The organism is Desulfoferrobacter suflitae (assembly GCF_022603395.1).
Lineage (GTDB): Bacteria > Desulfobacterota > Syntrophobacteria > Syntrophobacterales > Syntrophobacteraceae > Desulfoferrobacter > Desulfoferrobacter suflitae.
The window spans coordinates 45,387-71,675 of sequence record NZ_JAIBKA010000003.1 but is presented as its reverse complement, the minus strand read 5'-3'; the positions used below and the strand labels follow the sequence as shown (position 1 = coordinate 71,675).

At 55.4% G+C, this 26,289-nt stretch carries 25 protein-coding genes and 1 pseudogene; 6 read left to right on the top strand and 20 right to left on the bottom strand.

The features are described from left to right. The 3 genes from K1V27_RS05820 to cbiQ are packed head-to-tail and all read left to right on the top strand — an operon-like array spanning position 1 to position 1,988. Positions 1-387, top strand: a complete 387-nt coding sequence (locus K1V27_RS05820) for an HI_1622 family ECF transport-associated protein (RefSeq protein ID WP_258928642.1) — start codon at positions 1-3, stop codon at positions 385-387. 17 nt (positions 388-404) lie between these two features. Next, positions 405-1,019 carry a cobalt transporter CbiM gene (gene cbiM, locus K1V27_RS05815; protein WP_258928641.1) on the top strand — a complete coding sequence of 205 codons (615 nt, stop codon included), beginning with the start codon at positions 405-407 and terminating at the stop codon, positions 1,017-1,019. 24 nt (positions 1,020-1,043) lie between these two features. Next, a complete protein-coding gene (gene cbiQ, locus K1V27_RS05810) occupies positions 1,044-1,988 on the top strand; it encodes a cobalt ECF transporter T component CbiQ (protein ID WP_258928640.1) in 945 nt (314 codons plus the stop codon). Positions 1,989-2,008: 20 nt separating this feature from the next. Here the strand turns inward: cbiQ and K1V27_RS05805 are convergent, their stop codons facing one another. The 14 genes and pseudogenes from K1V27_RS05805 to K1V27_RS05745 all read right to left on the bottom strand — a co-directional run bounded on the left by K1V27_RS05805 (position 2,009) and on the right by K1V27_RS05745 (position 17,043). Continuing rightward, positions 2,009-2,875 carry a DUF3786 domain-containing protein gene (locus K1V27_RS05805; protein ID WP_258928639.1) on the bottom strand — a complete coding sequence of 289 codons (867 nt, stop codon included), beginning with the start codon at positions 2,873-2,875 and terminating at the stop codon, positions 2,009-2,011. Between the two features lie 75 nt (positions 2,876-2,950). Next, a complete protein-coding gene (locus K1V27_RS05800) occupies positions 2,951-3,442 on the bottom strand; it encodes a GNAT family N-acetyltransferase (RefSeq protein WP_258928638.1) in 492 nt (163 codons plus the stop codon). Further along, positions 3,439-4,428: a D-alanine--D-alanine ligase family protein gene (locus K1V27_RS05795; RefSeq protein WP_258928637.1), complete on the bottom strand. Its 990-nt coding sequence runs from the start codon at positions 4,426-4,428 to the stop codon at positions 3,439-3,441. The genes K1V27_RS05800 and K1V27_RS05795 overlap by 4 nt, the downstream gene beginning before the upstream one ends. Positions 4,429-4,453: 25 nt before the next feature. After that, positions 4,454-5,179 (bottom strand): D-alanine--D-alanine ligase family protein, encoded by a 726-nt coding sequence (locus K1V27_RS22755; protein ID WP_353740538.1) that lies wholly within the window; start codon positions 5,177-5,179, stop codon positions 4,454-4,456. A gap of 417 nt (positions 5,180-5,596) precedes the next feature. After that, a pseudogene (locus K1V27_RS22750) lies at positions 5,597-6,913 on the bottom strand (KamA family radical SAM protein); the annotation flags it as partial. A 219-nt stretch (positions 6,914-7,132) separates the two neighbouring features. Beyond that, positions 7,133-7,420, bottom strand: a complete 288-nt coding sequence (locus K1V27_RS05785) for a hypothetical protein (RefSeq protein ID WP_258928635.1) — start codon at positions 7,418-7,420, stop codon at positions 7,133-7,135. Between the two features lie 62 nt (positions 7,421-7,482). Further along, positions 7,483-7,731, bottom strand: a complete 249-nt coding sequence (locus K1V27_RS05780; protein ID WP_258928634.1) for a hypothetical protein — start codon at positions 7,729-7,731, stop codon at positions 7,483-7,485. 447 nt (positions 7,732-8,178) lie between these two features. Next, the gene (locus K1V27_RS05775) at positions 8,179-9,600 is read right to left on the bottom strand and encodes a sigma-54 dependent transcriptional regulator (RefSeq protein ID WP_258928633.1); all 1,422 of its coding nucleotides are present in this window, start codon (positions 9,598-9,600) and stop codon (positions 8,179-8,181) included. A 176-nt stretch (positions 9,601-9,776) separates the two neighbouring features. Next, on the bottom strand, positions 9,777-11,057 hold the full coding sequence (locus tag K1V27_RS05770) for a TRAP transporter large permease (RefSeq protein WP_258928632.1): 1,281 nt from the start codon (positions 11,055-11,057) through the stop codon (positions 9,777-9,779). Next, positions 11,054-11,563, bottom strand: coding sequence for a TRAP transporter small permease (locus K1V27_RS05765; protein ID WP_258928631.1), 510 nt, complete (start codon positions 11,561-11,563; stop codon positions 11,054-11,056). The genes K1V27_RS05770 and K1V27_RS05765 overlap by 4 nt, the downstream gene beginning before the upstream one ends. Next, the gene (locus tag K1V27_RS05760; protein WP_258928630.1) at positions 11,560-12,537 is read right to left on the bottom strand and encodes a TRAP transporter substrate-binding protein; all 978 of its coding nucleotides are present in this window, start codon (positions 12,535-12,537) and stop codon (positions 11,560-11,562) included. The genes K1V27_RS05765 and K1V27_RS05760 overlap by 4 nt, the downstream gene beginning before the upstream one ends. Before the next feature lie 152 nt (positions 12,538-12,689). Continuing rightward, positions 12,690-13,547, bottom strand: coding sequence for a sugar phosphate isomerase/epimerase family protein (locus K1V27_RS05755; protein ID WP_258928629.1), 858 nt, complete (start codon positions 13,545-13,547; stop codon positions 12,690-12,692). 17 nt (positions 13,548-13,564) lie between these two features. Continuing rightward, a complete protein-coding gene (locus K1V27_RS05750) occupies positions 13,565-15,619 on the bottom strand; it encodes an acetate--CoA ligase family protein (RefSeq protein WP_258928628.1) in 2,055 nt (684 codons plus the stop codon). Positions 15,620-15,873: 254 nt separating this feature from the next. After that, positions 15,874-17,043, bottom strand: a complete 1,170-nt coding sequence (locus K1V27_RS05745; protein ID WP_258928627.1) for an acyltransferase family protein — start codon at positions 17,041-17,043, stop codon at positions 15,874-15,876. A 360-nt stretch (positions 17,044-17,403) separates the two neighbouring features. Between K1V27_RS05745 and K1V27_RS05740 the strand changes: the two genes are divergently transcribed. Both K1V27_RS05740 and K1V27_RS05735 read left to right on the top strand, forming a co-directional pair. Further along, positions 17,404-18,012 (top strand): DUF2284 domain-containing protein, encoded by a 609-nt coding sequence (locus K1V27_RS05740; RefSeq protein WP_258928626.1) that lies wholly within the window; start codon positions 17,404-17,406, stop codon positions 18,010-18,012. Between the two features lie 67 nt (positions 18,013-18,079). Then, positions 18,080-18,859 (top strand): enoyl-CoA hydratase-related protein, encoded by a 780-nt coding sequence (locus tag K1V27_RS05735; RefSeq protein WP_258928625.1) that lies wholly within the window; start codon positions 18,080-18,082, stop codon positions 18,857-18,859. A 118-nt stretch (positions 18,860-18,977) separates the two neighbouring features. Here K1V27_RS05735 and K1V27_RS05730 read toward each other — a convergent pair whose 3' ends face one another. From K1V27_RS05730 to K1V27_RS05705, 6 genes are all read right to left on the bottom strand, one after another. After that, positions 18,978-19,523, bottom strand: coding sequence for a 2-oxoacid:acceptor oxidoreductase family protein (locus K1V27_RS05730; protein WP_258928624.1), 546 nt, complete (start codon positions 19,521-19,523; stop codon positions 18,978-18,980). Next, positions 19,523-20,332 (bottom strand): 2-oxoacid:ferredoxin oxidoreductase subunit beta, encoded by an 810-nt coding sequence (locus K1V27_RS05725; RefSeq protein ID WP_258928623.1) that lies wholly within the window; start codon positions 20,330-20,332, stop codon positions 19,523-19,525. The genes K1V27_RS05730 and K1V27_RS05725 overlap by 1 nt, the downstream gene beginning before the upstream one ends. Before the next feature lie 3 nt (positions 20,333-20,335). Beyond that, positions 20,336-21,484, bottom strand: coding sequence for a 2-oxoacid:acceptor oxidoreductase subunit alpha (locus K1V27_RS05720; RefSeq protein ID WP_258928622.1), 1,149 nt, complete (start codon positions 21,482-21,484; stop codon positions 20,336-20,338). A 1-nt stretch (position 21,485) separates the two neighbouring features. Next, on the bottom strand, positions 21,486-21,707 hold the full coding sequence (locus K1V27_RS05715) for a 4Fe-4S dicluster domain-containing protein (RefSeq protein ID WP_258928621.1): 222 nt from the start codon (positions 21,705-21,707) through the stop codon (positions 21,486-21,488). 271 nt (positions 21,708-21,978) lie between these two features. After that, complete coding sequence (locus K1V27_RS05710; RefSeq protein WP_258928620.1) at positions 21,979-22,893, bottom strand: hypothetical protein; 915 nt, start codon at positions 22,891-22,893, stop codon at positions 21,979-21,981. Positions 22,894-23,160: 267 nt separating this feature from the next. Beyond that, the gene (locus K1V27_RS05705; RefSeq protein ID WP_258928619.1) at positions 23,161-25,257 is read right to left on the bottom strand and encodes an acetate--CoA ligase family protein; all 2,097 of its coding nucleotides are present in this window, start codon (positions 25,255-25,257) and stop codon (positions 23,161-23,163) included. Positions 25,258-25,641: 384 nt separating this feature from the next. Here K1V27_RS05705 and K1V27_RS05700 point away from each other — a divergent pair, with 384 nt between their 5' ends. Further along, the gene (locus K1V27_RS05700) at positions 25,642-26,265 is read left to right on the top strand and encodes a TetR/AcrR family transcriptional regulator (RefSeq protein ID WP_258928618.1); all 624 of its coding nucleotides are present in this window, start codon (positions 25,642-25,644) and stop codon (positions 26,263-26,265) included. The last annotated feature ends 24 nt before the right edge of the window (positions 26,266-26,289 follow it).

Sequence of the window (26,289 nt, the reverse complement as noted above, 5' to 3'; positions counted from 1 at the left end):
ATGGGCGCATTCAGCCTGCTGAACCGATTTTCACTGTGGTTTGCTGCCGGGTTGATCCTTGGGGCTGCCCTGTTTGCTCTCAAGGCCTCCGCTCAGGATTTTCAATTGTCGCGCAGCAGCCCGCCTGGCCGGGAAGCGGGGCAACTTGCGGGGCAGAACGACAAGCCGAACCGGTTCGAGCAGTGCGATCAGATTATGGCCCAGTTGCAGCAGCAAAAGCATCTCATGACCCGCGAGCTGGCCCAGATCAAAAGGGAGCTCGTCGCGTTGCGGGAGCATCTTTCCCGCCCGGGCATGCAAGAGATATTCGCGGGAATCGGCTACATCCTCGGCCTTGTTGGGATCGCCTTTTACCTGCATTGCCGGAAACTGCGCAAAGGTCCTTGAGCTGAAGGGAAACCCGCATGCATATATCCGACGGCGTGCTGCCTACCTCCATGGCAGTTGGAAGCTATGCCGTGAGCCTCGCGCTGACGGCATGGAGCGTTAGAAAAACCCGGGGCGACGATCTTCCCAAGGTGGCGGTGGTGACCTCATCCTTTTTTGTGGCTTCACTCATCCACGTTCCTTTGGGACCGACCAGTGTTCATCTGCTCATCCCGGGACTGGTCGGCATTCTCCTGGGAAGCAGTGCATTTGTTTCCGTGGCACTGGGCCTGCTGCTGCAGTCCCTGCTGTTTCAATTTGGAGGAATCACCGCCTGGGGAGCAAACTCTCTCATGATGGGATTGCCGGCACTCACGGCGGGTTGGCTGTTTGCACTCATCAAAGGCAAGACTTTGTTTCGTACCGTGTTGGCCGGAGCCATCTGCGGGGGCCTTGGCGTGATGCTTGCCGGCACCGTCCTGGCTGTACTCCTGATCAGCAGTGGAGAAGACTTTTTGGGCGTCGCCAAAATCGCACTCGTGGCACACTTACCGGTCATCGCGATCGAGGCGGCCATTTCCGCATTCACCGTCTCCTTCCTGTACAAGGTCAAACCGGAGCTTTTGAGAACCGCTTTCCCGGCAGCCACTTGACGAACGGGTAAGATGGATGGATCGATGCACATCACTACTGTTTCAGTTTACTGGTTGGCCGTTTTCTTGATTCTCCTTGTCTTTTTGGGCTTCGGATGCACCCGATTGGTTTCTTTTTTGCGCGCCCGGCGGAGCAGCACCCGCTCGGTGTCCAGGGACCGCGACCGGACAATCCCGGCAATCGACGCACACGCTCACAACCATTCCCCATTTCATAACTGGGACCCGCGTTTCAAGATCGCATCCCTGTTTCTCTACTGGTTTTGTGTGGCATCCCTACAGCAGTTGCCACTGTGCCTGCTGGCCTTCTTTATTTCCTGGGCGGCAGCGCGGCTGGCCAAAATTCCTCTGAGTACCTCGATGAAACGCATAGCGGCCGTTTCCGGCTTTGTCGGCATGTTTCTCCTGGTGATGCCGCTCACGGTACCGGTTAAACCGGGTGACCATCTGTTGGTGCCGGACTCCTTCCAATTCATTCAATTCAACCTGCGCGGCCTTCACCTAGCCGTTCGCATCGGACTGAAAGCTACCGCCATAGCTCTGATGATGGACCCTGTGCTGGGCACTTCACCCTTGCCTGTCACCCTCAAAGCGCTGGCGCACCTCAGAGTCCCCGACAGGATTTGCCAGATGCTTTCCCTCGCACATCGCTATCTCTTTGTGTTTCATCACGAAGCGAAAAGAATGGCGACCGGCATGCTGGCGCGCGGCTTTCACAAGGAGACCAGCCTGGCAACCTTGAAGGCGATGGGAAACTTCATCGGCATGCTTTTTGTGCGCAGCTTTGAGCGGACCGAAAGGGTCTATGACGCCATGCTGGCGCGCGGCTATAACGGTCAAATCCCGGCTTTCATGGAGTTTCAGGCGGGGAAGAAAGATTGGCTCAAGGGCGGCTTTTGGGTGATGGCGGGGCTTGCCCTGGTCATATCAGACCTTATGGTTCAGCTGCCCCTGCCCTTTGCGGGGTAAGCCGGCCCGCCCTGCGGAATTCAGCCAATTGATTGTGCGGCGCTGTACTGAGCAATCCATCGATCGGTGAGCTGTTCGCAGGCGAACAACAGGGATTCCAGATCCAAGGTCCCCAGCACGTTGGAATCGAATAAAAACTTCACCTGGCTCTCGAACCCCTCCTCAGGGTCCTCCGCCCACCACAGAACACGAACGGCAAGCCTGGGCAGGATATGAAATTCAACCGCAAAATCGACTTGATCCAACTGCGCGGTGATGTCCCTTCCCAACCCGGCGATGGCCTCGGGCAATTTCTGCAAATCGGCTCCCAACTCCTGGGCCAGCCGATCCTGGCAATGGGCTTTGAGGCTCTTGATTTTGGACACCGAGTTGGGCAGACTTTCCATTCCCACCCACACTCCGGAAGGATACTGAGCCCCGTCTATAATGTAGTTGAAGAGGAAAATCTTTTCCCATGGATTCAGCTCTTCACCCGAAGCCCTCGTGATATCGTCCCTGCCGGCCGTCACCTTTGTTCCAAAATATTCAAACTGCAGCGTCGGCCCTTGATCTGTCGTCAAGCACACAGCACCAATAGTGGGAGCCACCGCCTGAAAATCACATTCCCGCAGTCTGCCGCGCAGATACTCCAAGGCTTTCTCGAAGCCTTCGCGTTTTACACCAATGCCGGAGCGATGCTGTTCATTCAATTGTTCACGCAACGGTTGGAGCGCTTCGGGGTTCAGGTACGGACAGGCATCCAGCTGTGCCTGGCCGACGATGGCCTGGGTTGCAAATGCCAGACAGGTTAGAAAGCCGCATGCTCCACAGTTGTTCCTGGGTGTCAGCCGGTAGAGATCCATTGGAGTCAGCTTTTTGTCCAGTTTTTGGCGCCATTGATCTTGCATTCTTTCCGCCTTGTGATCTCTTGTTTCCGCCCAATGCAGAGAATTTTCTCCCGGGCAGGCCCGAAACAGGTCTTCCTAAAGGATTTTTACGTATATGACCTTGTCATCGCCTGCGCCATAAAAATCTTTCAGCCGCGCCGCCTCGGCATAGGCGTGACGGCTATAAAACAAACGCGTCAGGCGGTATTGATCCCTTCCCGACGTCTCCACATAGATTCGCCGGCCTCCGCTCCTGAAGATGATCTGTTCCGTTTCCTGCAAAATGGTCCTGCCGATTCCCCGCGAACGGAAGTCATTTAATACCGCTATCCAGTAAAGATCATAACTCGATTGGGTACCCGAAATTGGGCCAAAACAACTGTACCCTACAAGCTCTTCGAGCAGATCCGCAAACAGAAACATATAACCGCTCCGCTCCCCTTTGTTAACATGCTCATCGAGCAGTTCCAGCGCAATCGCCGTTTCCGCCGGGGAAAAAAAGCCCGACGATTGCACTACGGATCGCACGGCTTTGCGATCGGAAGGCTTCACACTGCGGCGCAAACTGAGTGATGGCAGCCGACTCATGATGCAGCGTCTAGGTCCCTCACAATCCTTTGGATTACTTTAACATAGGACAAACCGCACTGCTCCGCCGCCGCGAAAAATCCTCCGTCGGGGGAGAGGCAGGGATTGGTGTTGACCTCGAGCACCCACGGTCTGCCCGCTTGATCAACCCGGAAATCCACTCGGGCATAGCCGCGCAGTTCGAACAGGCGCCAGCAGTCTCGGGCCATTTGCCGAAGCTGTGCGATCAGGGGCTCGTCCTCACGCCCAAAATCAAATCGCCGCACGGTGTGGTCATATTCAAATGAACCCACTTCCCATTTGGCCCGGTAACCTACGACTTTTTTCTTGTCGGCGGGAAATCGTACAAATTCTATCTCGGCGGGGGGCAGCACCTCAGGCCCATTGTTGCTCGCCAGAATGGACAAGTTGAATTCCCTCCCGTCGATGTAGGCTTCGGCAAAGCAAGCTCCTCCCAGCGATTCCCTGCGATGCTCCAGTGCCTGCAGCAGTTGCCCGCAGCCGTTCACGACCACCACCGAATCCTCGTCCAAACCAATGGAAGCGTGTTCCCAGATCGACTTGATGATATGGGCTCCCTTGGCAGCATGACCGTTTACTTTGGCATCTTCGAGCGACAACCAGGGTGGGGTGGGAATTCCGGCTCCACTCAAAAGCTTTTTGGCCAGGAGTTTGTTGGAGGTGACGAACACCGCCTCGGTGCTCGCCCCTGTGTAAGGCAGCTGCAGATGGTCGAGCAGAGCCGGTGCCGCATGGATGAGCCGCCCTGCCTGCTCGACCGTTTCTACCAGATTGAAGGCAAACCGGGGGCGGATGGCATCGAGGGCTGTTCTCATACACGCCAAATCCAGGTAAAAAGGTATCGCAAAGACCTCGTATCCAAGCGTGGATAAAGCCTTTGCAACGGATTCCACCTGGACCAGTACGTCTCGTTCATCGTTGCCGGCATCATCGTTCACAGCACTGTGCAGAATAACCGCTTTCATCCGCAAAACCCGACATCCTTGCGATTCAGCCGAGCCCGGGACGGGTCTCGGGGATTGACTGGCCGGATAACCGAGGCGCCCTCGCAACAGCGCGGTGCACTTTGGAGCCATCAACCCGCTTCAAAGCCGAGCGCATGATCCGGTCCAACAACTGCTCATAACTGACTCCAGCCATTCTGCAGAGGATTGGCAGGTCCGAATGGGTAGGATTCAGTCCCGCAAGCGGATTGACTTCAATGAAATTGGGCACGCCATGGGCGTCCACCCGCAGGTCTATGCGTCCCGCATCCCTGCACCCGAGCCCCTTCCACGAAGCAATGGCGACCTCTTTGGCCTGTCGCGCCGTCGCGTCATTCACCAGGCGATATTCTACCAGTTCCTCGTAATGTTCTTTGTTCTTGTACGAATACGCGTCGTTCTCGGCCTGTTCCTTCAGAAAAATTTCAATCACTGCAATGGCTTCGGTCTCTTCTCCCGTGCCAACGATGCCGACCGTGAATTCACGGCCAGGCAAAAACGTTTCGACCAGAACAGGCTGTTGGTAAGCGGACAAAAGCAAGCCGCACACAGCAGCCAGTTCTGCCGGCGTTCGAATCTTCGATGCGGCGCTGATCCCTTTGCCGGTCCCTTCCGCCACCGGTTTGGCAAAGAGCGGAAAGGGAAGCGTGAGCCTGGCGGCTTCCGCCACTGATTCCACCACGGCAAAATCCGCTGTCGGTATACCCAGGTCCCGGATGACTCGCTTGGTCATGCCCTTATGCAGGGACAACGAGAGGACCAGTGCATCCGAGAAGGTATAGGGAATATTGTAGGCATCCAGCAAGGTGGGCACCTGAGCCTCCCGACCATATCCCTTCAGCCCCTCCGCAATATTGAAAACCATATCCCAACGATCACCCGCCGCCAACCGCAGGACCAGATTCCTCACATGGCCGATGCGATCCGTCTGAAATCCGAGCGTCTGCAGGGTACTGTCAATCCCTTCAATGGTATCGGGACGATCAAACTCGGCGGTTTCCTCGCGGCTGTATCCTTCGGCCAAATATTCTTCCCGCAGGTCGTAAGTTATTCCGATCTTGAAAGGTCCTCCTTCAACCTGTTCCCGATTTTGGGGACGTGCTGCGATTTTTCCCTTCCGCGGCCCGCGCCGACTCGCCTTTTCACCGCAATCGGGATAGCGGTAAAGCTTCCCCCGGTAATTTGCCAGAACCAGCGCATCGCCGTCACGTCCGGCTATGTATTCGGGAAGCAGCGGAACCTTGCCCCCGCCTCCGGGAGCGTCAATGACGTATGCGGGGATTGCATACCCCGACGTGAAGCCGCGCAGGCCGCGCATAATCTCCAGCCCTTTGGAGACCGGAGTGCGAAAATGTGCAGAACCCGGTATCGGATCACACTGGTATAGATAGTAGGGACGTACGCGCATCTTCAGGAGTCCGTGGTACAAACGTTTCATGATGTCTACCTGGTCGTTGATGCCCGCCAGCAGAACCGTCTGGCTTCCCAGCGGAATGCCGGCATCCGCCAGGCGATTGCAGGCATGAATGACCTCCGAAGTCAGTTCATTGGGATGGGTAAAGTGAACGCTCATCCACAGCGGATGGTAACGCCGGAGCATGCGCGTGAGGGCCAGAGTTACACGCTGCGGCAAGACCACCGGAGCCTTGGTACCGATGCGTATCATTTCTACATGAGGGATGGCGCGCAACCTGACCAGGAGCCATTCCAGGCGGTCGTTGGAAAGGGTCAGGGGATCGCCGCCGGACAACAGCACATCGCGCACCGAGGGAGTCTCCTGGATGTATTCGATGGCCCTGCTCCACCGCTGGAAGCTTGAACTACTCCCATTCTTGCCTCCTACCATGCGGGAGCGGGTACAATAACGGCAATAGGTCGAACAAACATCGGTCGTGAGGAAAAGGACTCGATCGGGATAGCGATGGACTAACCCGGGTACCGGACTGTCACTGTCTTCCCCCAGGGGATCTTCGGCCTCGTCGGCAGTCGAGTTGAGCTCGGCGCAGACCGGCACTACCGTGCGCCGCAAGGCCTGCAAACCATCACTTCGATAGATCAGACTGGCGTAGTAGGGAGTGATGGCAAGAGGAAGCGGCACCTTTCGCTCGGCAACAGCTTGCAACTCTTCTTCAGTCAGTTGGATGATCCTGGCCAAATTTTCCACATCGGTGATGCGATGACGCAGCTGCCAATGCCAGTCATTCCATTCGCCGATGGTGACCCCGGGAAAGAACGTCTTTCGAAAGGAGTTGGTCGCTGGGTTTATCGGAAACTTGCGGGTGGGTTGACAATCGGATTTCAGTCTTGCATCAACTGATCTATGGTTCTTCAAAAAAGAAGATGACGTCAGCGATACGCAACCTTTTATAAGATTTTCGGGTGCAACACTGCAGCCCGCTTTAACTGGAGGCTCCGTTTCTTCATTGGCTGCACCTGTGTTCTTGTCGGCGTTGCATTTGCGTTTCATGTTGTTTTCCACTCCTGACTCGATACTATTTTTTTTTGATGGCTGCCGGCCCTCAGACGCCTGTCCGAAAATGCTTTCAAGCTGCTTCCCGGCCATGCCGGCGAACGCTGCAAAGCTTAATTCTGCGCTTCTCTGGAATCCAGCCGAGTTGGCGGCAGTGCCTCGCAATGACGGAATCGAGGCATTCTCGCAAAGCCTTCCGGCGACTCTTGGAAAAGCTTACTCCTGCAACTCCTCGAACTGCTCCACAGAGATGACGTAGCCCTCCTCGGTCTCGGTGACGCGGCCTGTGGCTTCGACAAATTTGCCGATCATGTCGGACAGATCCCTGCCCTCGACAAGATAATCGCCATCATCGGCCTCGATGATGATCCCTTCCTCCGTTTGGATTACCGTACCGGTTATGACTTCATCCCGCCCTGAGGCTGAGAGGACACTGCACCATATCAGCATTACAAGTGTGAAGGCGATCACTAAGCCAAATGATGATGAAATCCTGCGACTCATGTTCGATTGCTCCTCCAATCGGTTTCGTACAATTCAATCAGACCATAAGATTTTATATAAACTCACGATATAATTTCATATTCTTTTATGTGAAAAACTCCTAATCCCGGCCCTGCATGGAAATTGCCTGTTGCCCTGATGTGTTTGTGCACCAAATCGACGAGCCGATCACTTCCCGCATTAGCGCCGATGTAGTATTCCTTTTCGTCGTTCGCCGATATGCTCACAGCGGTCACCATTCCGCTGTCATCCCAGCTGCATGCAGTCACGATACCCTCAATGACGGTCTGTCCGCTCGATTGATTTTTCATGAAATCCTGTCCTGCACCGGCGCCTCCTCATCCCGCCGCAGCCTTGACCTGCACGGGGGTGTTCCAGTTGCTTAGCAATATGCATGCCAGACAATCCATCCGGATCCGATCTGCCTCATTAAATTTGCTCGTGACTTGAGCATCGGCACTGCAAGGGCAGGCGTATAGCAGCCATGCGGCTCCACAGGTAATCGGTCAGCGCAGGTCGGTTTCCATACCGTTTGGGACACATGTGAACGGGACTGTTTGGATGGCGGTTTGCGCCATCGATCGGTGTCCTCTTGGGTTAACGACGGGCCGCTATCAGGGGCAAAAGACAAAAAGCAACGCCTCCACTCAGGCAAAATCGGAACCGGCAATTCCGCATTGGCTGAAACACCGAGTAAAGCGGAATCGTATGTTCCCCTTTAAACCATTGCGGAACCGCCATCTCCGCTCACATCCAACCTATTGAGCCACGGGGCCTTGCTTGAAGTCTTGTTTGTGGATTTCATACTTGGCAAGGAGCTTGCGCAACTGGCGACTGCTGATTCCGGCATTTGCAGCGGTAGCGTTGATCCTGCCCGCATTGAGAGCCAGTAGTTCCTTGAGATAATAGCGTTCTATGGCTTCGATACCCTGGCGCCTGACTTCGGCAAGAGTGAGAGAGATATCGACGGGGACTCCCGCCCCCGCGCTGCCGCTGGCAAAGAGATCGCGCGGAAGACTTTCGGGGCGCAACAGCGTCGCCGTTTCGAGGATGTAGGCCCGTTCAATGAGATTTTCCAGTTCGCGAATGTTGCCGGGCCAGGAATACCTTTTGAAAGCGTCCTGGACCTGCGGGTGCACACCGCGAATTTGCTTGGCATAGAGTTTATTCAATCGTTTGATGAAGATCTCGGTCAGGATCGGTATGTCTTCGGTGCGTTCTCGCAGGGTAGGAATTTCGATGGGAAAAACGTTTAGACGATAATACAGATCCTGACGAAAAACGCCGCTTTCACTCATCGCTTTCAGGTCAACGTTGGATGCCGCAATGATCCTGACATCGGCATCGATGACGCTTTCTCCGCCGACCCGTTGAAAAGTGCGGTCCTGCAAGACCTGCAGCAGTCGGATCTGGGCGGATGCCGTGACCGTCCCGATTTCATCCAGGAAAAGGGTTCCACCCTGGGCGATTTCAAACTTGCCCAGTTTCCGTTTCACCGCGCCGGTGAACGCTCCTTTTTCATGTCCGAACAATTCACTTTCCAGCAAGGTTTCCGGAATCGCCCCGCAGTGAACCGCTATAAACTGCCGCTCGCTGCGGGCACTGTGCCGGTGAATCAATCGTGCGATGACCCCCTTGCCTGTTCCCGTCTCACCGATCAGAAGAACCGTGGCCTTGGTCGGCGCCACCGACCTCACCTTCTCCAGCACCTTCTTCATGGCCGGATTATGGGTGCGGATGACCTCCAAGGAATCGTCCTGCCAGAATCGGTTGCGCAGATAATCCAGCTCCGACTGCATCCGGACAGATTCTGAAATACTCTCCACAACGTAGTTAACCTCGTCCCGATTGATCGGGTAGGTTAAGTAATTGCTGGCCCCTGCCTTGACGGCATTGACAGACTCGCGGATCCTTTCCGGCGACGAAAGCACAATGATTTCTGCGTTGGGAAATGCCTGCCAGAATGGCTGCAGCGCCTCCCGGTAGTCATTGTAGCCATTTTTTACCGGGCTGCCGCGCAGCAGGTGAAGATCCACAAACACGAATTCATACGTTCTTCTGTGAAATCTGTCGAAACACCCATCCCGATCGGACACCACGTCCACTCTGGATTCGCTGAAGCACGAACGGATGACTTTGCAGGCATCGGCATCGGCAGAGGCAACCAAAATATATTTCATGGCGACTTCCATCACCTCAACGAGCCTCTTACAAAAAGTCCTCACCGACTATTGCGAGAGGCCCGGCTGCAAGCCTTTATGGTTTTCCTGGTTTTGGGAGGAACTTTACCAATTATCAAACACGGGCGAAGATAGACCCGTGAGAACCTTCCGTCAATAGATCTTGCGGAAAGGCGTCAATAATTCAATAAATCAGGGAAAAACAGGGTCAGGGGAGGCCAATAAGTGATGATCATCAAGTCCACAAGAAGGATCAGCAGCATGGGAAGGATCCTGTGCACCATGTCTTCCATTCGGCAGCCCGCAATGCCCGACGAGACAATCAGGCAAATTCCCAAGGGGGGGGTCAACATCCCGATGGCCAAATTGGTCACCACAATCACACCCAGCTGAATGATATCGACTCCAAGGCTCGGCAGCACGTTGACGAGTATCGGCGTCAGCAGAATCAAGGCCGCCGTGGTTTCAAGAAAAACCCCGGCAATGAGCAGCATGATGTTGATCAGCATGAGCAGTATCCCAGGGTTGTCGCTGAGAGTCAGGAAATTGGCCGCAATTCGACCGGGAATATCTTCTATCGCCATAATCCAGCTGAACACCGAAGCCGTAGCTATAATAAAAAGAATTACGCTGGATGTGATGGATGCCCGGACAAAAATGTTCGGGAGCTCCCTGAGAGACAGCTGTCGATGCACCATCAGCCCCACTGCGAGAGCGTAAAGGGTGGCCGCAGCGGCAGACTCGGTGGCAGTGAAGATCCCTCCCAATATTCCTCCAAGAATGACAACCGGCGCCCCCAGCGCCCATTTGGCCTCCCATAGGCTGCCCTTTAACCGCCGCAGAGAAAAGGACTCGATTTTCCCATATTTATTCTTTGCCGACAGGATGGTTGACACGGCAATCAAGCTTATCCCTATCAGGAGCCCGGGCAAAATCCCCGCGGCGAAAAGCTTCCCAACCGAGGCGCCGGTCAGAAAGCCGAAAATGATCATGGGAATACTCGGAGGAATGATCACACCTGTCGACCCTCCGGCCGCCTGCACCGCCCCGGCAAAACCCGGCTCATAGCCTCGCTTGATCATAGAGGGTATTAAGATGGCTCCAACCGCCGCCGTATCCGCCGCCGCAGATCCCGAAATACCGGCAAAGAACATGGCCGACACGATGGAAACCGCCGCCAGCCCCCCCGGCATCCAACCCACCAGGCATTCCGCCAAACGCACTATGCGTGAGGAGATTCCCCCATGTTCCATGAGGGCGCCGGCAAACATAAAAAGCGGCACGGCCATCAGAGGGAACGAATCGGTGCCGGCATAAAGCCTCTGGATTACCATCATCAGAGAGAAATCGCCCAAAAACAGCAGGGTCACGAGGGAAGCCAGACCAATGGCGAGCGCAATGGGCATATTGATGACAAACAGAACAAACAGTGTGGAAAAAAGGATGAAGGTCGTCACGGACTCCCCTCACGCAGACCCAAGAGCCGGCACAAGTGACTCACAGCGTGCAGGGAGAACAGCATCCCGCTCAGGGGAATGGCGCTGTAGGTCAGAGACAACGGCAGGCCAAGGGCCGCCGTTTTTTGGCCGGAGATGAAAAGGGCGAAAATGATTCCATAAAGGACCAGCACTGCAAAAAACAGCAGAGACAGAAGGACGCCAAAGACGGCAAAGCGGATGCGCAGGTGATAAGATAACCGAGCCACCAGAAAATCGACGCCGATATGGGCATGTCTTTTATAAGCGGCGCTCGCTCCGAGAAATGAAATCCAAACCAGGCAGATGCGCCCAACTTCATCCGACCAGAACAGCGAGTGATTGAGCACGTAGCGGCTGAACACCTGAGCTCCGATGATCAGCGCCATGTTCAAGCCAATGATAAATAACAAGATTTCCGTTACGCGGTTGGCCCAGTCACTGGCAAGATGAATCCCCTGAATGTGCCGGGACAGGCCTGAATTCATTGACCCGCCGCCTCGAGAAATTTCTGCAGCAGCTGCCGGGTTGCGGGGCCCTGGTAGATTTCCAACTGACGAATGTTTGCCACTTTGCTGCGAAAGGCCGCCAGATCCGGTTGCTCATCCACCTGCATGCCCGCTTGCTTGAGGCCGTCGAGAAAAGCGGCTTCATTGTCGCGATTCCAGGCGCGTTGATACCTGGCGGCTTCAATCATACACTGTCGAATAAGATCCTGATCTTTGCCGGGTAGACCTTCAAACCACTGGAGGTTGGCCACATCGATGTGTGCCGAATAGACATGGCCGGTCAGGGCTAAATATTTTTGCACTTCAGAGAGCTTATAGGTCCAGATGACGGAGAGCGGATTTTCCTGACCGTCAATGGTTCCCTGCTGCAGCTCGGTATAAATCGGCCAGCCCATGGGGGTTGGGTTGGCGCCGAGCATGCGCCACAGCTCCTTGTGGAGAACCGATTCCATGACGCGAATCTTCAACCCCGAAACATCGTCCACGGTGTGGACGGGGCGCTTGTTGTTGGTCAGGTGACGAAAGCCGTTTTCGGAAAAGGCCAAGCCTTTGAAGCCCACTTTCTCGAGGCGCTGCAACAGCTCCTGACCCACGGGCCCGTCCAGCACCTCATCGACCTGCCGGTAGCTTCCAAACAGAAAGGGATAGTTGATGACGCGCACTTCGGGCAGAAACACATCGAACGGTCCATCAGTAATGATTCCCATCTGTACCGTATTCATTTGAATCTGTTGTAGAATTTCTGTCTCACTGCCAAGGGACGCACTGTGATGAATCTTCACCTCGTAGTCATCGGATCGAGCTTCCAGTAATTCTTTAAATTTTTCGGCACAAATGTTCTGAGCCGATCCCGGAATGGTTACAAGTCCAAGCCTGATGGTCGTCTTGGCTGCTGCACCATTGCCCCATGCAACAGCCCACAAAATGATCAGCAGAGCCAAAAATCGTCGCATTGGAACCTCCTTTGTTATGCCAGGTGTGATTTGACCATTCCACACACATGCGATTCTGCCTCCCCGGCACGACCAGCAGGCGCACACCCGGTCCATGTTCCGGGTACAGACTGGAGCGACCCCAAGGGAGTCCGTGGCGGCATTCCGCCGATTCAAGCGCATGCTTCGTCCCGCTTCGACATGAATCCCTTTTCCCGCAGGTACTCTGCAGAGGCCGCCACAATTTCTTCAGGCTTCTGATCGTAACTGTCGACTCGAACCGTGACGTGCCCTCGGTAATCTGAAGCCTCAATGCTGCGCAGCAAAGCCGGTATGTCCAAATCCCCTTCACCCAGTTGGACATGCCGATGCGAGCGGTTGGCCGGAATATCATCCAGATGGACGTGAGTGACGTAACAGCGCAGTTTCTCCCAGGATTGGCACGGGTCCTCACCCAGGCAAAAGAAATGTCCCGCATCGAAGTTGATACTCAAAAACTCGTTGAATTCCAACTCCTTAAGAAATCTCAACATCTGCTCGCTGGTTTCAATCAAAAGTCCCGGTTCGGGCTCGATCAGCAGTTTTACCCCCAGCTTTCCGGCGAGCGGCAGAACCCGGTGCATATTGGCCACAAACAGCCTGAATGCCTCCTCCTGATTCATGGTCTCCGGTATTTCGCCTCCAGCGTTGGTTGAAACGCAGGGGATGCCAAGCGCAGCAGCCAAGCGCAGGCAGTCCAGGGTATAGCGGATGCGCGCCTCGCGGTGCTGCCAGTCCTCTTCGAGCCAGGAAGGATTATGGATGTCGGATATGGCGGTCACGATGGCACTGTTCAGGTTGCACACTCTCATTTTCTGCTCGGTAAGGCATTGGTTCAGATGCGCCGTACGCGCAGCGGAAAGATCGTCTGGAAAGGCATGGGGCCGATCAGCCATCAGTTCAATGGTACAGAAACCGGCTTTGGATATGCTCTCGATGGCCTCCGACAACGGCCGCGAACGAAATAGATTGGTGCTGTAGGCAAAGTTCATAAATTCTCCTGAAAGAACTACGGGGTTCCCGCAATGATTCGCCAGTCAACCGCAAGGCACCCTTGCTTATAGATTCGCACGGGGTTCAAATCCAGTTCCTGGATCTGAGGAAAATCCGTCAACAACCACGAGACTCTGACGATGGTGTTCACCAAAGCCTCTCGGTCCAACGGCGGCTCACCGCGAATTCCCTGCAAGAGTTTCGCTCCCCTGACGTCATCCAGCAGGCGATTGGCTTCCGCTTCGGCGATCGGGGCAATGCGCATGCCGGATTCCTTAAAAACCTCTACATAGATCCCCCCCAGACCGACAATCACGACCGGCCCAAACTGCCGATCCTGACGTCCACCGATGAACCATTCCAGGCCCGGTTCAGCCATTTTCTGCAGCAAAACCGAAGGGCCGAAGGAGGAAAGTGCCCGGTAAGCAGACGTTATCGCTTTTTCGTCAGCGAGATTGAGATGAACCGCACCGGCATCGCTCTTGTGAATCACCTCGGGCTCAGCCGTCTTCACAACCACCGGCAACCCGAGGTCCTTTGCCGCATTCACTGCATCGACTTCCCGGTCAACGTGGCGCCAGTCTATCAGCGGGATTCCGTAAGCGCTCAAAACAGCAGCAACCCTGTCGGGGGCCAGCGGGCCGGTTGCGTCCTCTGGCAACACCTGACGGACTTTGGCTCTGTCGACCCCGGACGGCCTGGCCGCAGAAAATGGCAGCGGGCTGCAAAGCTGCCTGCTGCGGTTCAGTGCAAGCGCCTTCAAAGCTTCCCGCGGATCTGTAAATATAGGAAATGTTGAAGACTTTCGATTATATTCCAATTCACTGCGGGTTGTAAATACGCAGATTGCCAGCGGCTTGTGAGCGTGATGAAAGATGTCTCCAAGGCCTTGGATCAGCCTCCGCGATTCAGAGGCGTCAAATATTCCCTGGTAGTTGTGGATGAAGAGCAGTCCGTCGATGTCTTCTCGCGCCAAGGTTTTCTCCGCCAGAGTCCGGTAGAGTTTGAGATCGAACAGGTCTCCAAGGTCCATGGGGTTGTGAAACTGGATGACCTTCGCTCTCGAGTGCGCTTCCACCATTTGTACCAGATCGTCCGGGAAAGCGGGCAAACAAAAGCCGAGTTCTTCAGCGGCGTCGGCCGCCATGACCGCATGACCGCCGGACCTCGATATGACCGCAAGGCGATTGCCCTTCATGGGCGGCAGCATGAAAGCTTTGAGCATTTGCAGGGCCTGCCCCTGGTCCTGGGCACGCAAAATGCCGCATTGCCTGAAGGCCGCATTCACCACCTGATCATCGGACGAAAGCGAGGCCGAGTGGGAACGCGCAATAACAGAACCGGACCTGCCCGTGTTTGACTTATGGACAACAACCACTTTGGATGAGCCGCAGGCAACCTCCATAAGTCTGCGGCCATCCGCAATTCCTTCCAGATAGCAGAAGATCGAATCAGTTTTTTCATCCCGCATCATATATTCCAACAAATCTGCTTCGTTCACATCCAACTTGTTGCCAATGCTTGCAAATTTGCTGAACCCCAAATACTCGGAGGCGAGCCCGTTGATCATCATGGCGCCCACGCCCCCGCTTTGCGAGACAATCGACACACGGCCGGGGGGAGCTTCCGCCTGAAACGGCATGAAAGGCACTGCCAACCCATTTTGACGATTGATGATGCCGATGCAGTTGGGACCGATCATGCGCATTTGGTAGCGTTCAAGGCATTCCATGACCTCCTGCTCGAGGTCCATCCGTTCCTCGCCAAGTTCTCGAAAGCCGGCGGATTGCACCACGATTCTCTTGATCCCCCGCTCTCCACACTCCCTCAGCACGGATGGGACCACACCGGCGGGGACCAGAACGGCCGCCAGCTCAACCGACTCAGGAATATCCGCAACCGATGCATAAATCCTGTGCCCCAGAAAAGCACCCCCCTCGCGCCCCACCAAATAGACACAGCCCGTATAACGAAACTCCAAAAGATTATAGACCATAGCCCGGCCGAGATTGCCCGGAGAATTGGAAACCCCGATGACCACCACACTGTTGGCTTGAAAAAATTTCTCCATAGCACCCCTTCTGAAGCACTCAACAACAGAATCAGACAGCTCATGAACCCAATGAATTAACGCAACTGTATAGCACCAGTCCCGTTTATCAACAAGTGTCGACATCGCACAATTTTTCATGCGACAGCGCAGTGTGCCGCCCATGGGGCATCGTCGGAAGTGAGTCGCTGATCGAACACGACCTTCTGCGGCCTGGCCAGGCAGAATGCGAGCCGAAAAATGTCAGCGAGCTGCAACAGAAGTTTCAGCGCGAATCAACGAAACCTGGTTCTTGCCGCAGTGCAGGTCACAATCCTGTGGGCAAGCCTTTCCAATACCCGAGACACAAGATACGATGCGGGCGCCATCGTGACCAGCACCAGCAACGCCTTGGTCAGGTGGTTCAGGTTGCCGCCCAGCCAAAATCCGGCGTATGTGCACAGGGGCTGATGAACCAAATAGATGCCGTAGGTCGCCGATGACACTTTGACCATGAGGTCCCATTCGCCCAGTCGGATCACCCCCGGGAGGACAAACAGGGCCACAAAAAACGTGAAACTGCAGGCCGCCTGATAGATGAGGCTCAGTGGTTTAGCCATGCTCTGCGCAAAAGAAGCGCCCAACAAGGCAAACAAGGCCAATGCCAAGAGGAACAACAGGAAAGGCCGGTCCAGCGGCAGGCCCCGCGCGCGGGCAGTTTCCGGCTTCCAGGCGGCCGCCAGCCACATGCCCATGGCAAACTCGGGAAGACGCGCAGGCAGATTAAAATAGAGCATACCTGATAAAGGCCGCCAGTCCGGGGCAAGAACGTGCTGCAGAGCAAGCCCGCCCCAGCAGATGCTACAGAGGACCAGGCCGGCTGCTTGCGGCCCCAACCGGCGAAAAAGATAAAGCACCCATGGGAAAACCAGATAAAAGGAGGCCAGAAGGGTGAGATACCAGTAGGCGGCCAGGTTGGTCATCAGGGTTGACGGATCCAGTCCTTGAAGGAAAAAGAAATTTTTGAGAAAACGCAATAGGGTCGAAAAGTATCGGGTCGGAGTGAAGATGACCACATTGAGGAGGGTGAACAAGATCAATGCCAGATGATAAGGTGGAACAATGCGCAAGAACCGCCGCTGCATGAATTCAGAATAAGACGGACTGGGGCGCTTTTCGGGGCCGAGATAAGGCAGGGCCAGAACAAAGCCGGTGATGAAGTTGAACATAACAACACCGAGCCGGCCCGCATGAGCGACTGCCGTAATCCCAAATTCAATGATGCCGCTCTCTTTGCCTCCGCGCCACCAGTGATGCATGAATACCCCGGCCATGGCCAGGACCCGCAGCACATCGATCTGCGATGCCTTGATGCGAGACCCGACGACCTTTCGAGCTTGTTCCTGCCGGACGGCACTCGGGAAATCTACATCCGATGGGGTATTTCCGCCAGGCTGCCGCTTCACTCATTCCCTTTCCTGTCATCTGAATTCAGCGATTCTCGCCGCGACCTCCCGACATCCCCGACACATACCGTTACACCGGCAGGCATGCCGTTTGGACCCAGCAAGACGCGGGTCTGGATTAGACTCGTTAAGAACATTAGGGTACATTCTCGCCCGGAAGTCCAAAAGCTTTTCTTGAAGACCAAGTCTCAGTGAAACGGAACATGAGAAAATTGATCCATGGGTGAAGATTTTCATCGATAATGAGTATAAAATAAAACCGATCAGTTTACTATTAGCCAGAGCGCGCTGCATTAGACGGGCGCATCGAGATCCCCGCGGCGAGACGGCGTTGGCGACGAGACGGATGGAACAGGCAGCATGAAGCATTTGGGCAAAACAGACGCGGACAAGTTGGATGAATTGGTTCAGCTGGCACGCCGACTGGGGGCAACCGATGCGGCGATTATTTCTACCGCCGACATCGTGATCGAAGATGCCCTGGCCGACCTCTGCCGCGAGCCGCGCTGCCCAAACTACGGACTGTCGGCCGGCTGCCCGCCTCATGTTGCCGGTCCCGCCGGATTCCGGCAACTGCTGAGGCGCTTCGACCGGGCTCTGACCTTCAAAATCGATGTGCCAACTGCTATACTGTTCGGTGAGGAACGCAGCGAAGTGTTCAAATTGGTCCATGAAATCACCGCCGACCTCGAACGCACCGCAGTGCGGCTGGGATATTCCCATTCCAGAGGATTCGCCGGAGGTTCATGCAAAATGATCTTTTGCCGCGCTCAAGGGGACTGTTCAGAGCTGACCGGACGGGACAAATGCCGCCATCCCGGCAGCGCGAGGCCCTCCATGTCCGGCTTTGGCATCAATGTATCCAGGCTCACGGCGGCCGCCGGGTGGAACCTGAACGTCGCATCACAACATGCACAACCGGACAAGGACAAGGTTGCAACAGTATGTGCTTTATTGTTGCTGGGTTGAACTCGCAATTGGAATTCAATCAGTTTAGACAAATTCATCAAATCAACGCTAAAGGAGATGAGTCAGTATGAATTATGAGAACCTTTTAGTAGACATCGGTGACGACTTTGTGGCCGAGCTTACGTTGAACCGCCCCGATCACATGAACACATTCAACACTCCGCTTGCCGGGGAGCTGCGGGCAGCATTGCTGGATCTGGACGCTGATGCGCGGGTGCGGGTCATTCTTTTGAAAGGAGCCGGCAAGGCCTTCTGCGCTGGAATCGACGTCAAAGAACTGGCTGGGAAGACCGCCATCGAGTATCAGGCGTGGATCGAACTGATGGAATCCCCTCTGGCCGCCATCAGTCAGATGAAGAAGCCGGTTATTGCCCAGGTACACGGAGTTGCAGCGGCAAACGGCGCAGGGCTCATGGCGGCCGCCGATCTGGCCATTGCCGCAGAAGACGCGCGCATTGGTTTGACGGCCATCAACGTCGGTCTCAACTGCATCGGGCCGGTAGTTCCAGTGTCGCGCTCGGTGGGGAGGAAACGGGCGCTCGAACTGCTGCTGTACGGCGAACTGATCGGTGCACCCAAGGCTCTTGAAATGGGACTGATAAATAAGGTGGTTCCGGCTGCCGAGCTGCCTGCCGAAGCGCGCAAATGGGCGGCGGTCCTGGCGGCAAAGAGCCCCATAGCCGTGCAGATCAGCAAAGAAGCCTTTTACCGAGCGGCCGACCTGGACTACTACAAGGCGTTCAACTACATGAACGAAGCGTTCGCCCGTCTGTGCACCACTGAAGATGCCAAGGAGGGTGTGCAGGCCTTCTTTGAGAAACGCAAACCGCAATGGAAGGAACGCTAGAGGGTCGGACTCGAACCCCTGCGGCCAGGCACCTGCGCTCGCATGGGCGCGCACCGCTCCACTCACCCGGCCATTCGAATAAGAACCGCAAGCGAGATGCTGCGCAGGGGTGTCAACTTCACACGTTGACCTGAAGGGCCAGCTTCATGCCAAGGTCCAGAGCCTTCCGGTTCAGATCGAGAAATCCCGCGGGTATGCGAGTCCCGAGCGCTTTCATAACCGCTTCGGGTTGGATGACCTGGGTGAGACCGAGTACCGCTCCCAGCATGCAGATGTTGAATACGATCGGCTTGCCGATCTGATCCATGACCGATTGATACATGGGCAACTGCACCTGCCTGGCATCCACCCTGGTTTCCATCTGCACGTACTTGGAGTCGCTCAACAGCAGACCGCCCGGCCGGATGATGCCGTAGAATTTGTTGTAAGCCGCCTGAGTAAGACAGACGAGAACATTCGGCTGCGTCACCTTGGGGAAATAGATCGGAGCATCGGAAATGATCACGTCGGACCGGGTTGCGCCGCCTCGGGCTTCGGGTCCGTAGGCCTGTGTTTGCGTGGCCATGAGATTTTCATACAGGACGGCCGCTTCTGCCAGGATGATGGCGGCCGTAATGACTCCCTGCCCCCCCGAACCTGAAAAAACCAATCTGCATCTCTCCATCACTCACGCCCCTTCATTGCTCTTTCCACAACTTTTTCATATTCTGTGCAGTATTCCGCCTTTTCTTCGGCAACAAATACACCCCGCTCAATCAGAGAGGGATTCTTTTGCTTCGCCTGAGACCCGATCGGCGTGGTATTCTCCTTAAACCATTCGAGCATGTCCGGGGCCTCTCCCATTTTGTTCTTGCGGCCAAAGTAGGTAGGACACTGGGTGAGGATTTCTACAACGGCAAAGCCCTTATGGGTGAAGGCCTGCTTCAGTATTTCGACCATCTGGGGAGCGTGGTAGGTGGTGGTGCGAGCCACAAAAGACGCCCCTGCCGCCTTGGCCAGTTGAACCACGTCGAAATCGTGGTCGATATTGCCGTACGGAGCAGTGGTGGCCGCCTTGCCGTACCCCGACAAGGGGGAAAATTGCCCGCCGGTCATGCCATAAATTCGATTGTTCATCACTATGGCGGTCATGGCAATGTTGCGCCGTGCTGCATGGATAAAATGATTTCCGCCGATGGCCAAAGCATCGCCGTCTCCCATGGGCACCATCACCCTCAGTTGCGGTTTGCTAAGCTTGACTCCGGTGGCAAACGCCAACGCCCGGCCATGCAGGGTATGCAGCGTGTGAAAGTCCACGTAACCCGCAATGCGCGACGAGCAGCCGATTCCGGAAACCATGACAATATCATTTTTGCTCAGCCCCAGTTGATCCACCGCCGTGATTAAGCTTTTCAGCACGGTACCGTGACCGCATCCCGGGCACCAAATGTGCGGGAAGAACCGCTCGCGTATATATTCCTTAACCGATGCCATAACCTATACTCCCTTTCCCTGAATGAGCCGCAAAATGTTTTTGATATCGGTTGGCGTTATGAAACTCCCATCGATCCTGTTCGCCAGCACGACTCGCTCGGGATTGTACACGGCGCGCTTTACCGCACGAACAACCTGCCCCATATTCATTTCAACCACGACAATGTGACGAGCCTCGGCACATTTTTCTTCCACCAGGCTGTAGGGAAACGGCCACAGGGATTGCAGTTCGAGAAGCCCCAACCGTTCTCCCCGGGCGCGCCTGTTTTGCACGACATGCAGTGCGGAGCGCGCGGAGCATCCATAGGAAATCAAGATAGTCTGGGCATCCTCCAGGTGATACTCTTTGTAGCGCGTGATCGCCTGCACATTGTTCCTGATCTTATCCACCAGGTGACGCAGCAGTCCATGAACCACAGCGGGATTGTCCGAAGGGAATCCCCACATATCGTGAAACAACCCTGTGACATTGTAGCGATGTTCTCCGCCAAAGTCCGACATGGGCAGGCGCCCGTCTTCGCGCGGAAGGTAAGGGTGATAATCGACACCGGCTTTGACGGACGTGCGCAATCGGTCGACTACCGGAATTTCGCCCTCTTCCGGCATAATGAGCCGCTCGCGCATATGGCCGATCACTTCATCGAACAGCAAAATCACCGGAGTCCGATACGTCTCCGCCATATTGAAGGCCTGCACCGTGATCTCGAAGATATCCTGATGATTGGATGCGGTGAGGGCGATGATGGCGTGGTCGCCATGGGTTCCCCAACGAGCCTGATAGATGTCCCCCTGACTCGGTCCGGTGGGAAGGCCGGTGGATGGTCCGCCACGCTGTACGTTCACGATCACACAAGGGATTTCCGCCATGATGGCATAGCCGAGCCCCTCCTGCATCAGCGAAAAACCAGGACCGCTGGTGGCGGTCATCACTTTGTGTCCGGTCAAAGAGGCACCGATGATGGCACAAATCGATGCAATTTCGTCTTCCATCTGGATGAACTTGCCGCCCTTTTGTGGCAGACGATACGCCATATGCTCCGCGATCTCGGTTGATGGCGTGATGGGATAGCCCGCATAAAACTGTACTCCGGCATACAGGGCAGCTTCAACGCAGGCCTCGTTGCCTTGCAGAAAGTGTATTTTTGGGTTCATGTCAACTCTTCTCTCCTTCCTCTTCAGTCTCGACGGTGATGCTCAGATCCGGGCATCGCATTTCGCACAGTCTGCAGCCAATACATTTCTCCGGATGTGCCGCATACGCTTTCTCCCGGTCGTCCAGCTGCAAGACGTGTTTAGGACAAAATCGAACGCAAATGCCGCAACCCTTGCACCAGTCACGATCGATATGGTGAGCCTTGAGCTTTAACTTTGCCATGAAACCAATCCTTTCTCGACCTGTGTTGGTTATGGACGGACCATAACTTCATTTAGCAGGAGCATTTGCAGGCCTTGTTGATGGGTTTCGTCACGCCCAAGGGTGACGAAACCCATCAGTAACTGACGGCATAGAAATGCATGGTTTTTCCCTTAACAAGTATAGAATCACAAGGGATTTCAGAACCGACCGACACGCAAAGAGCCCCCCAAGGATAGAACCTCGGCGTTCCTTGCGCCTTGCGGTTCATAAAAGGCTGTATGGTGAACGGTTAGGGTTTCAAGGTCTCCAGAGCGCCTTTGATGCGCTCTCCCTGCTCCGCTGTGATGAGGTTGCCCAAAGCCGCCTGAAAACGCGGGTGACTGGTTCCCGAAAAGATGTACTGCCAACGATAGGCAGCAAGAACACCGCCGGTGATGTTCTCGATTTGCCTGTCATCAAGCGATTCTTGACAGATTTGCCGAAAATAATCCACGTCGGCCCTGCTTTGAGCTTGCAGAATGCCATCCACATCCACCACCAGCTCAATGAGCTCGTCTACCGCCGTGTCCCTCTGCTCGGAAGTGAGCTTCCTGTCCTCCCGCGGCCATTCGAGTTCATCCATGATGGCGTGCGTGGTTTCTTCCTTCCAGTGAAACAGGAAAATGTCTTTGTATAACTGAGAAAGATTTTCGTCGGGTTCGATGCTTTGCTTGTAGTGTTCCTGTGTGAACAGTTCAATTTGGAGAATCAGAGCCAAAACCGCCCAGGTTGATTTGCTCAACACGGCGAACGCAACTCCGTTCGGGTCCGGCAAAAAACGGTAACCCTCGGGCATGCCGGCAGCCATCATCTTCTCAATGCGGCGAAACAACTCCTGGTGCTTTATTTCCTCGTCGCTGAAGCGTACCAGTGCTTCCAGCGCCACCTGGTCACCCATCCAGTGATCGCGGGTCAGTTCAAGTATTTTTGCGGTTATAAAGCGCTCCACAAAGCCGAACATGTTGGCGTACGTTCTGCCCTGGATCTGACTCAACAGTCTGCGCGAATCATCGCTGCGCAAATTCAGTCGATCCACCCTGGAGATGCCGTCGGGAAGGAATTTCTGGGAAAAATCAAAGTCGCGCCCGCGCATCAGATCTTTGTCGATGTCCCAGCGGACCCGCTTTGAAATCTCGATACACTTCGCATAATCAAATGCCTGCATTGCCTTCCTCCGTGCTTTCGAAGCATTGTTCATCTCACTGCAAAAAACGCAGCGATGCCTGTCTCCGTTCAGCCATCTTCACTATAGCTTCCAAGATAATGTTTTTGGTTGGGTTGAGTCACGCGTTGCGCGTGACGAAACACATCAACAAGACCTGCAAAAAATGACAATGCGTCACCGCTATAACTTGCACGGGATCAACGTCACCGCCAAACAAAGTGGTGGTCCAGGCCGGCAGAGATGCGCTTGAGACGGGTCACGACAGGCTCAGGCGCGCGAAATCTCGCCGGGTGTAAACAACAGGCGGGCATCGAGGGCAACGGCTCCCTTTCCCGCATCATCGAGGCTCACCGGATTCAAATCCAGCTCACTTAGGAAAGGAACTTGGTGCATCAGCTGCGAAATGGTGACCAGGATGCGGGCTGCGCCATCGAGGTCTGCCTGGTGCATGCCGCGAAAGGCCTCGAGTATGCGCGCTCCCGACAGCTCTCTCAGCATTTGCATCGCCGCTTCAGCCCCGATGGGAGCAAGGCGCATGCTGACGTCTTTGAGGACTTCCACCACAATACCCCCGAATCCGACCAGCACCAGCGGTCCGAACGAGGGATCCCTCTTTGCACCGATGATCAGCTCCCGGGAAGCAAAAACCATCTTCTGCACCACCACTCCCTCGACGTCACCGGCGAGAGCGTTGAGCCTGGACCAATGCCTATCGAGCTCCCCGTCACCGGCTATGTTCAGGGCGATTGCACTCTTTTCCGACTTGTGCAGCAGGGACGGCGCAACCGCCTTGAGAGCCACCGGAAAGCCCATGGTGCGAGCTGCCTCGCGGGCACTCGAAAGATCCGTGACCATCTTCCAGGGAGCTGTGGGGATGTCGATCCGGTCCATAAGCTCCAGGGCTTCGTGCAATAGAGGCTGACGATTCTTGGATTTCAAACCGCTCAGCCAGGCAACCGTTTGTTCCCGCCAGGATGGAGAAGGTGCCGACGGCGGCGGACCGGTCCGCCGGGCAGCATGTTTTGCCTGCTGCCACTGACACCACAGTGCTTCCACGGCTTCACCCGGTTCCGAGAAAAACGGGAAATCGGCCGTTTGCAAGAGGAAAACCCGCTCTTCAAAAGGAATTTCTACAACCATGGCCACAGGCTTCCCATACTGCCAAGACAGTTCCCACAAATCCTGCAGCAGTTTCCTGGAAGCTTCCCGCTCGACGGTCATATGGGTGACATGGATGAAAATAACCCCGTGAATATCCTCCTGGCGCAAAACACTTTTCACCACGTCGAAATTAAAGGGCATGTCGTAGAGGTCGCCGAGGTCCATGGGATTGCCGAGGCGGATCACGCCGGCCCTGAGCTTCCGGCGGACCGCTTCCAGCAGCTCTTCGCGCAGCGGGGGAAGATGAAAACCGCGGCGGGCGCAGGCATCGGCCGCCACCACTGCATGGCCCCCCGAACGGGAAACAACGGCGAGGTTCCCGCCCTGCAGCGGCGGCATGGAAAAACCGCGCATGGCATTGATGACCTCCGCAACCGAGCGCACCCGCATAACGCCCACTTCCTTACAGACCGCATCCACCACCTGGTCGTCGCCGGCAAGAGCCGCCGTATGAGACTGGGCGATGGCCTGGCTGAGAGGGCTGGTATTGGACTTCAACAAAAGAATGGGCTTGGCACTGCCGCGGGCCGCCTCGGCGAATTGGCGCCCGCGCTTGAAGTCTTCCAGATAAAAAAAGATGATTTGAGTATCCGGGTCATCCACAAGAAATTGTAGAAAATCGGTCTCATCCAGACTGAGCTTGTTTCCCATGCTGACGAGCTTGTTCACCCCGATGCCCGAAGAGCTCAACCGCTCGCCCAGGGTCAGTCCCACCCCGCCGCTTTGGGCAAAGACACTCGCCCTGCCCTGCTTGTAGGGTTTGGGCAACGCAATGAACGGCGTGTAGATTCCCGTTTTGGTGTGAATGACGCCTATACAGTTGGGACCCACAAAGGAGAGGCCAAAACGGGCAGAGATTTCCAGCAGCTGATCTTCGAGCGTCTGCCCGTGCGGGCCGAGTTCGCGAAATCCGCCGGATTCCACCACCGCCCGGCGGATACCCTTCGCGCCGCACTGGGCCAGAATATCCGGGATGAACCGCGCCGGGGTGAGGAGCACGGCCAGCTCCACCGGCTCCGCCAGGTCGTCCACAGATTGGAGTATCGGTATGCCCAGCACCTGGCCGCCACGGGGCCCCACAGCATAAATCTTCCCCTGATATCCGAAACGCACAAGGTTGCTTAAAATGTTTCTTCCAAGATTGTCTTCCGACTCGGAGACTCCGATCACAACCACCGATTGAGGAGAAAACAGCTTGTGCATACACCATCCCCTTTCGCGAATCCCAGATCACTCCCTGTCCCCCCCTCGCAGTGAGTCCTGCCCGCCGGCAGGCTCTCTTTTCCCCTTATCTCCTTCCATAGCACCACGGCCGTAATCTGTCCATAACTGCTTTGATGCCGCCTGAATCCGCTTTTTTGCGGATTGTCCACGTTCAGCAAACACCCAAAAGCCAACCGGGAACCGTCGTTCTGGTTTCTTCCGGCGCGCCGGTAGTGCACTTAAATGGCGTCTGCCGGCGCGTGTGACCTGCATGGTTAAACCGAATTGGTGATCTGTGCCAAAATTTAGCTTGAAAAGTATGACGTCATATTCTAAATAATGACGTCCCATTCACAAACGCACCCTTCAACCAAAGAGCAAGCAATGAAAGATACCAAGCCGACCAGGCGCGAGCGAGAGAAGTCGAGGCAGCGTCGGGAAATGCTCGCAGCGGCCCTCGAGCTCTTTTCCGAACGGGGCTACCACAATGTCTCCATGCACGAGATCGCCGGCAGATCTGAGTTTGCCATCGGAACGCTGTACAAGTTTTTCGAGAACAAAGAGGACCTCTACAAGGCGCTGGTACTGGATCAGTGCGACAAGTTTGAAGATGCCGTCACGCAAGCCATAGAACAACCCCATGATGAGATCGAACAACTGCGCAGCTACATCCGTTCCAAGGGCGAACGGTTTCGCGCAAACCTGCCCTTCGTTCGTCTGTTGCTTGCCGAACGCAGAGGGGCAAGCTTCAACATCAAGGCTGGACTGGATGAAGAGCTGCGCAAGCGCTATTACGCCTTTTTACAGAGACTGGCCGCCATTTTCGCGAGAGGTATTCGAAAGCAACGGTTCAAAGCCATCGCCGACCCTTTTGATATGGCCGTTGCTCTGGACAGCACTCTGGACGCTTTCCTGCTGCTGTGGCTCGACCAGCCCGAACGCCACCCTTATCCGGAAAACCCGGACACTATTTTGAATATCTTCTTCAAGGGGCTGATTGAATTGTGATGAGGTGCGTGCAACGTCCCGCTT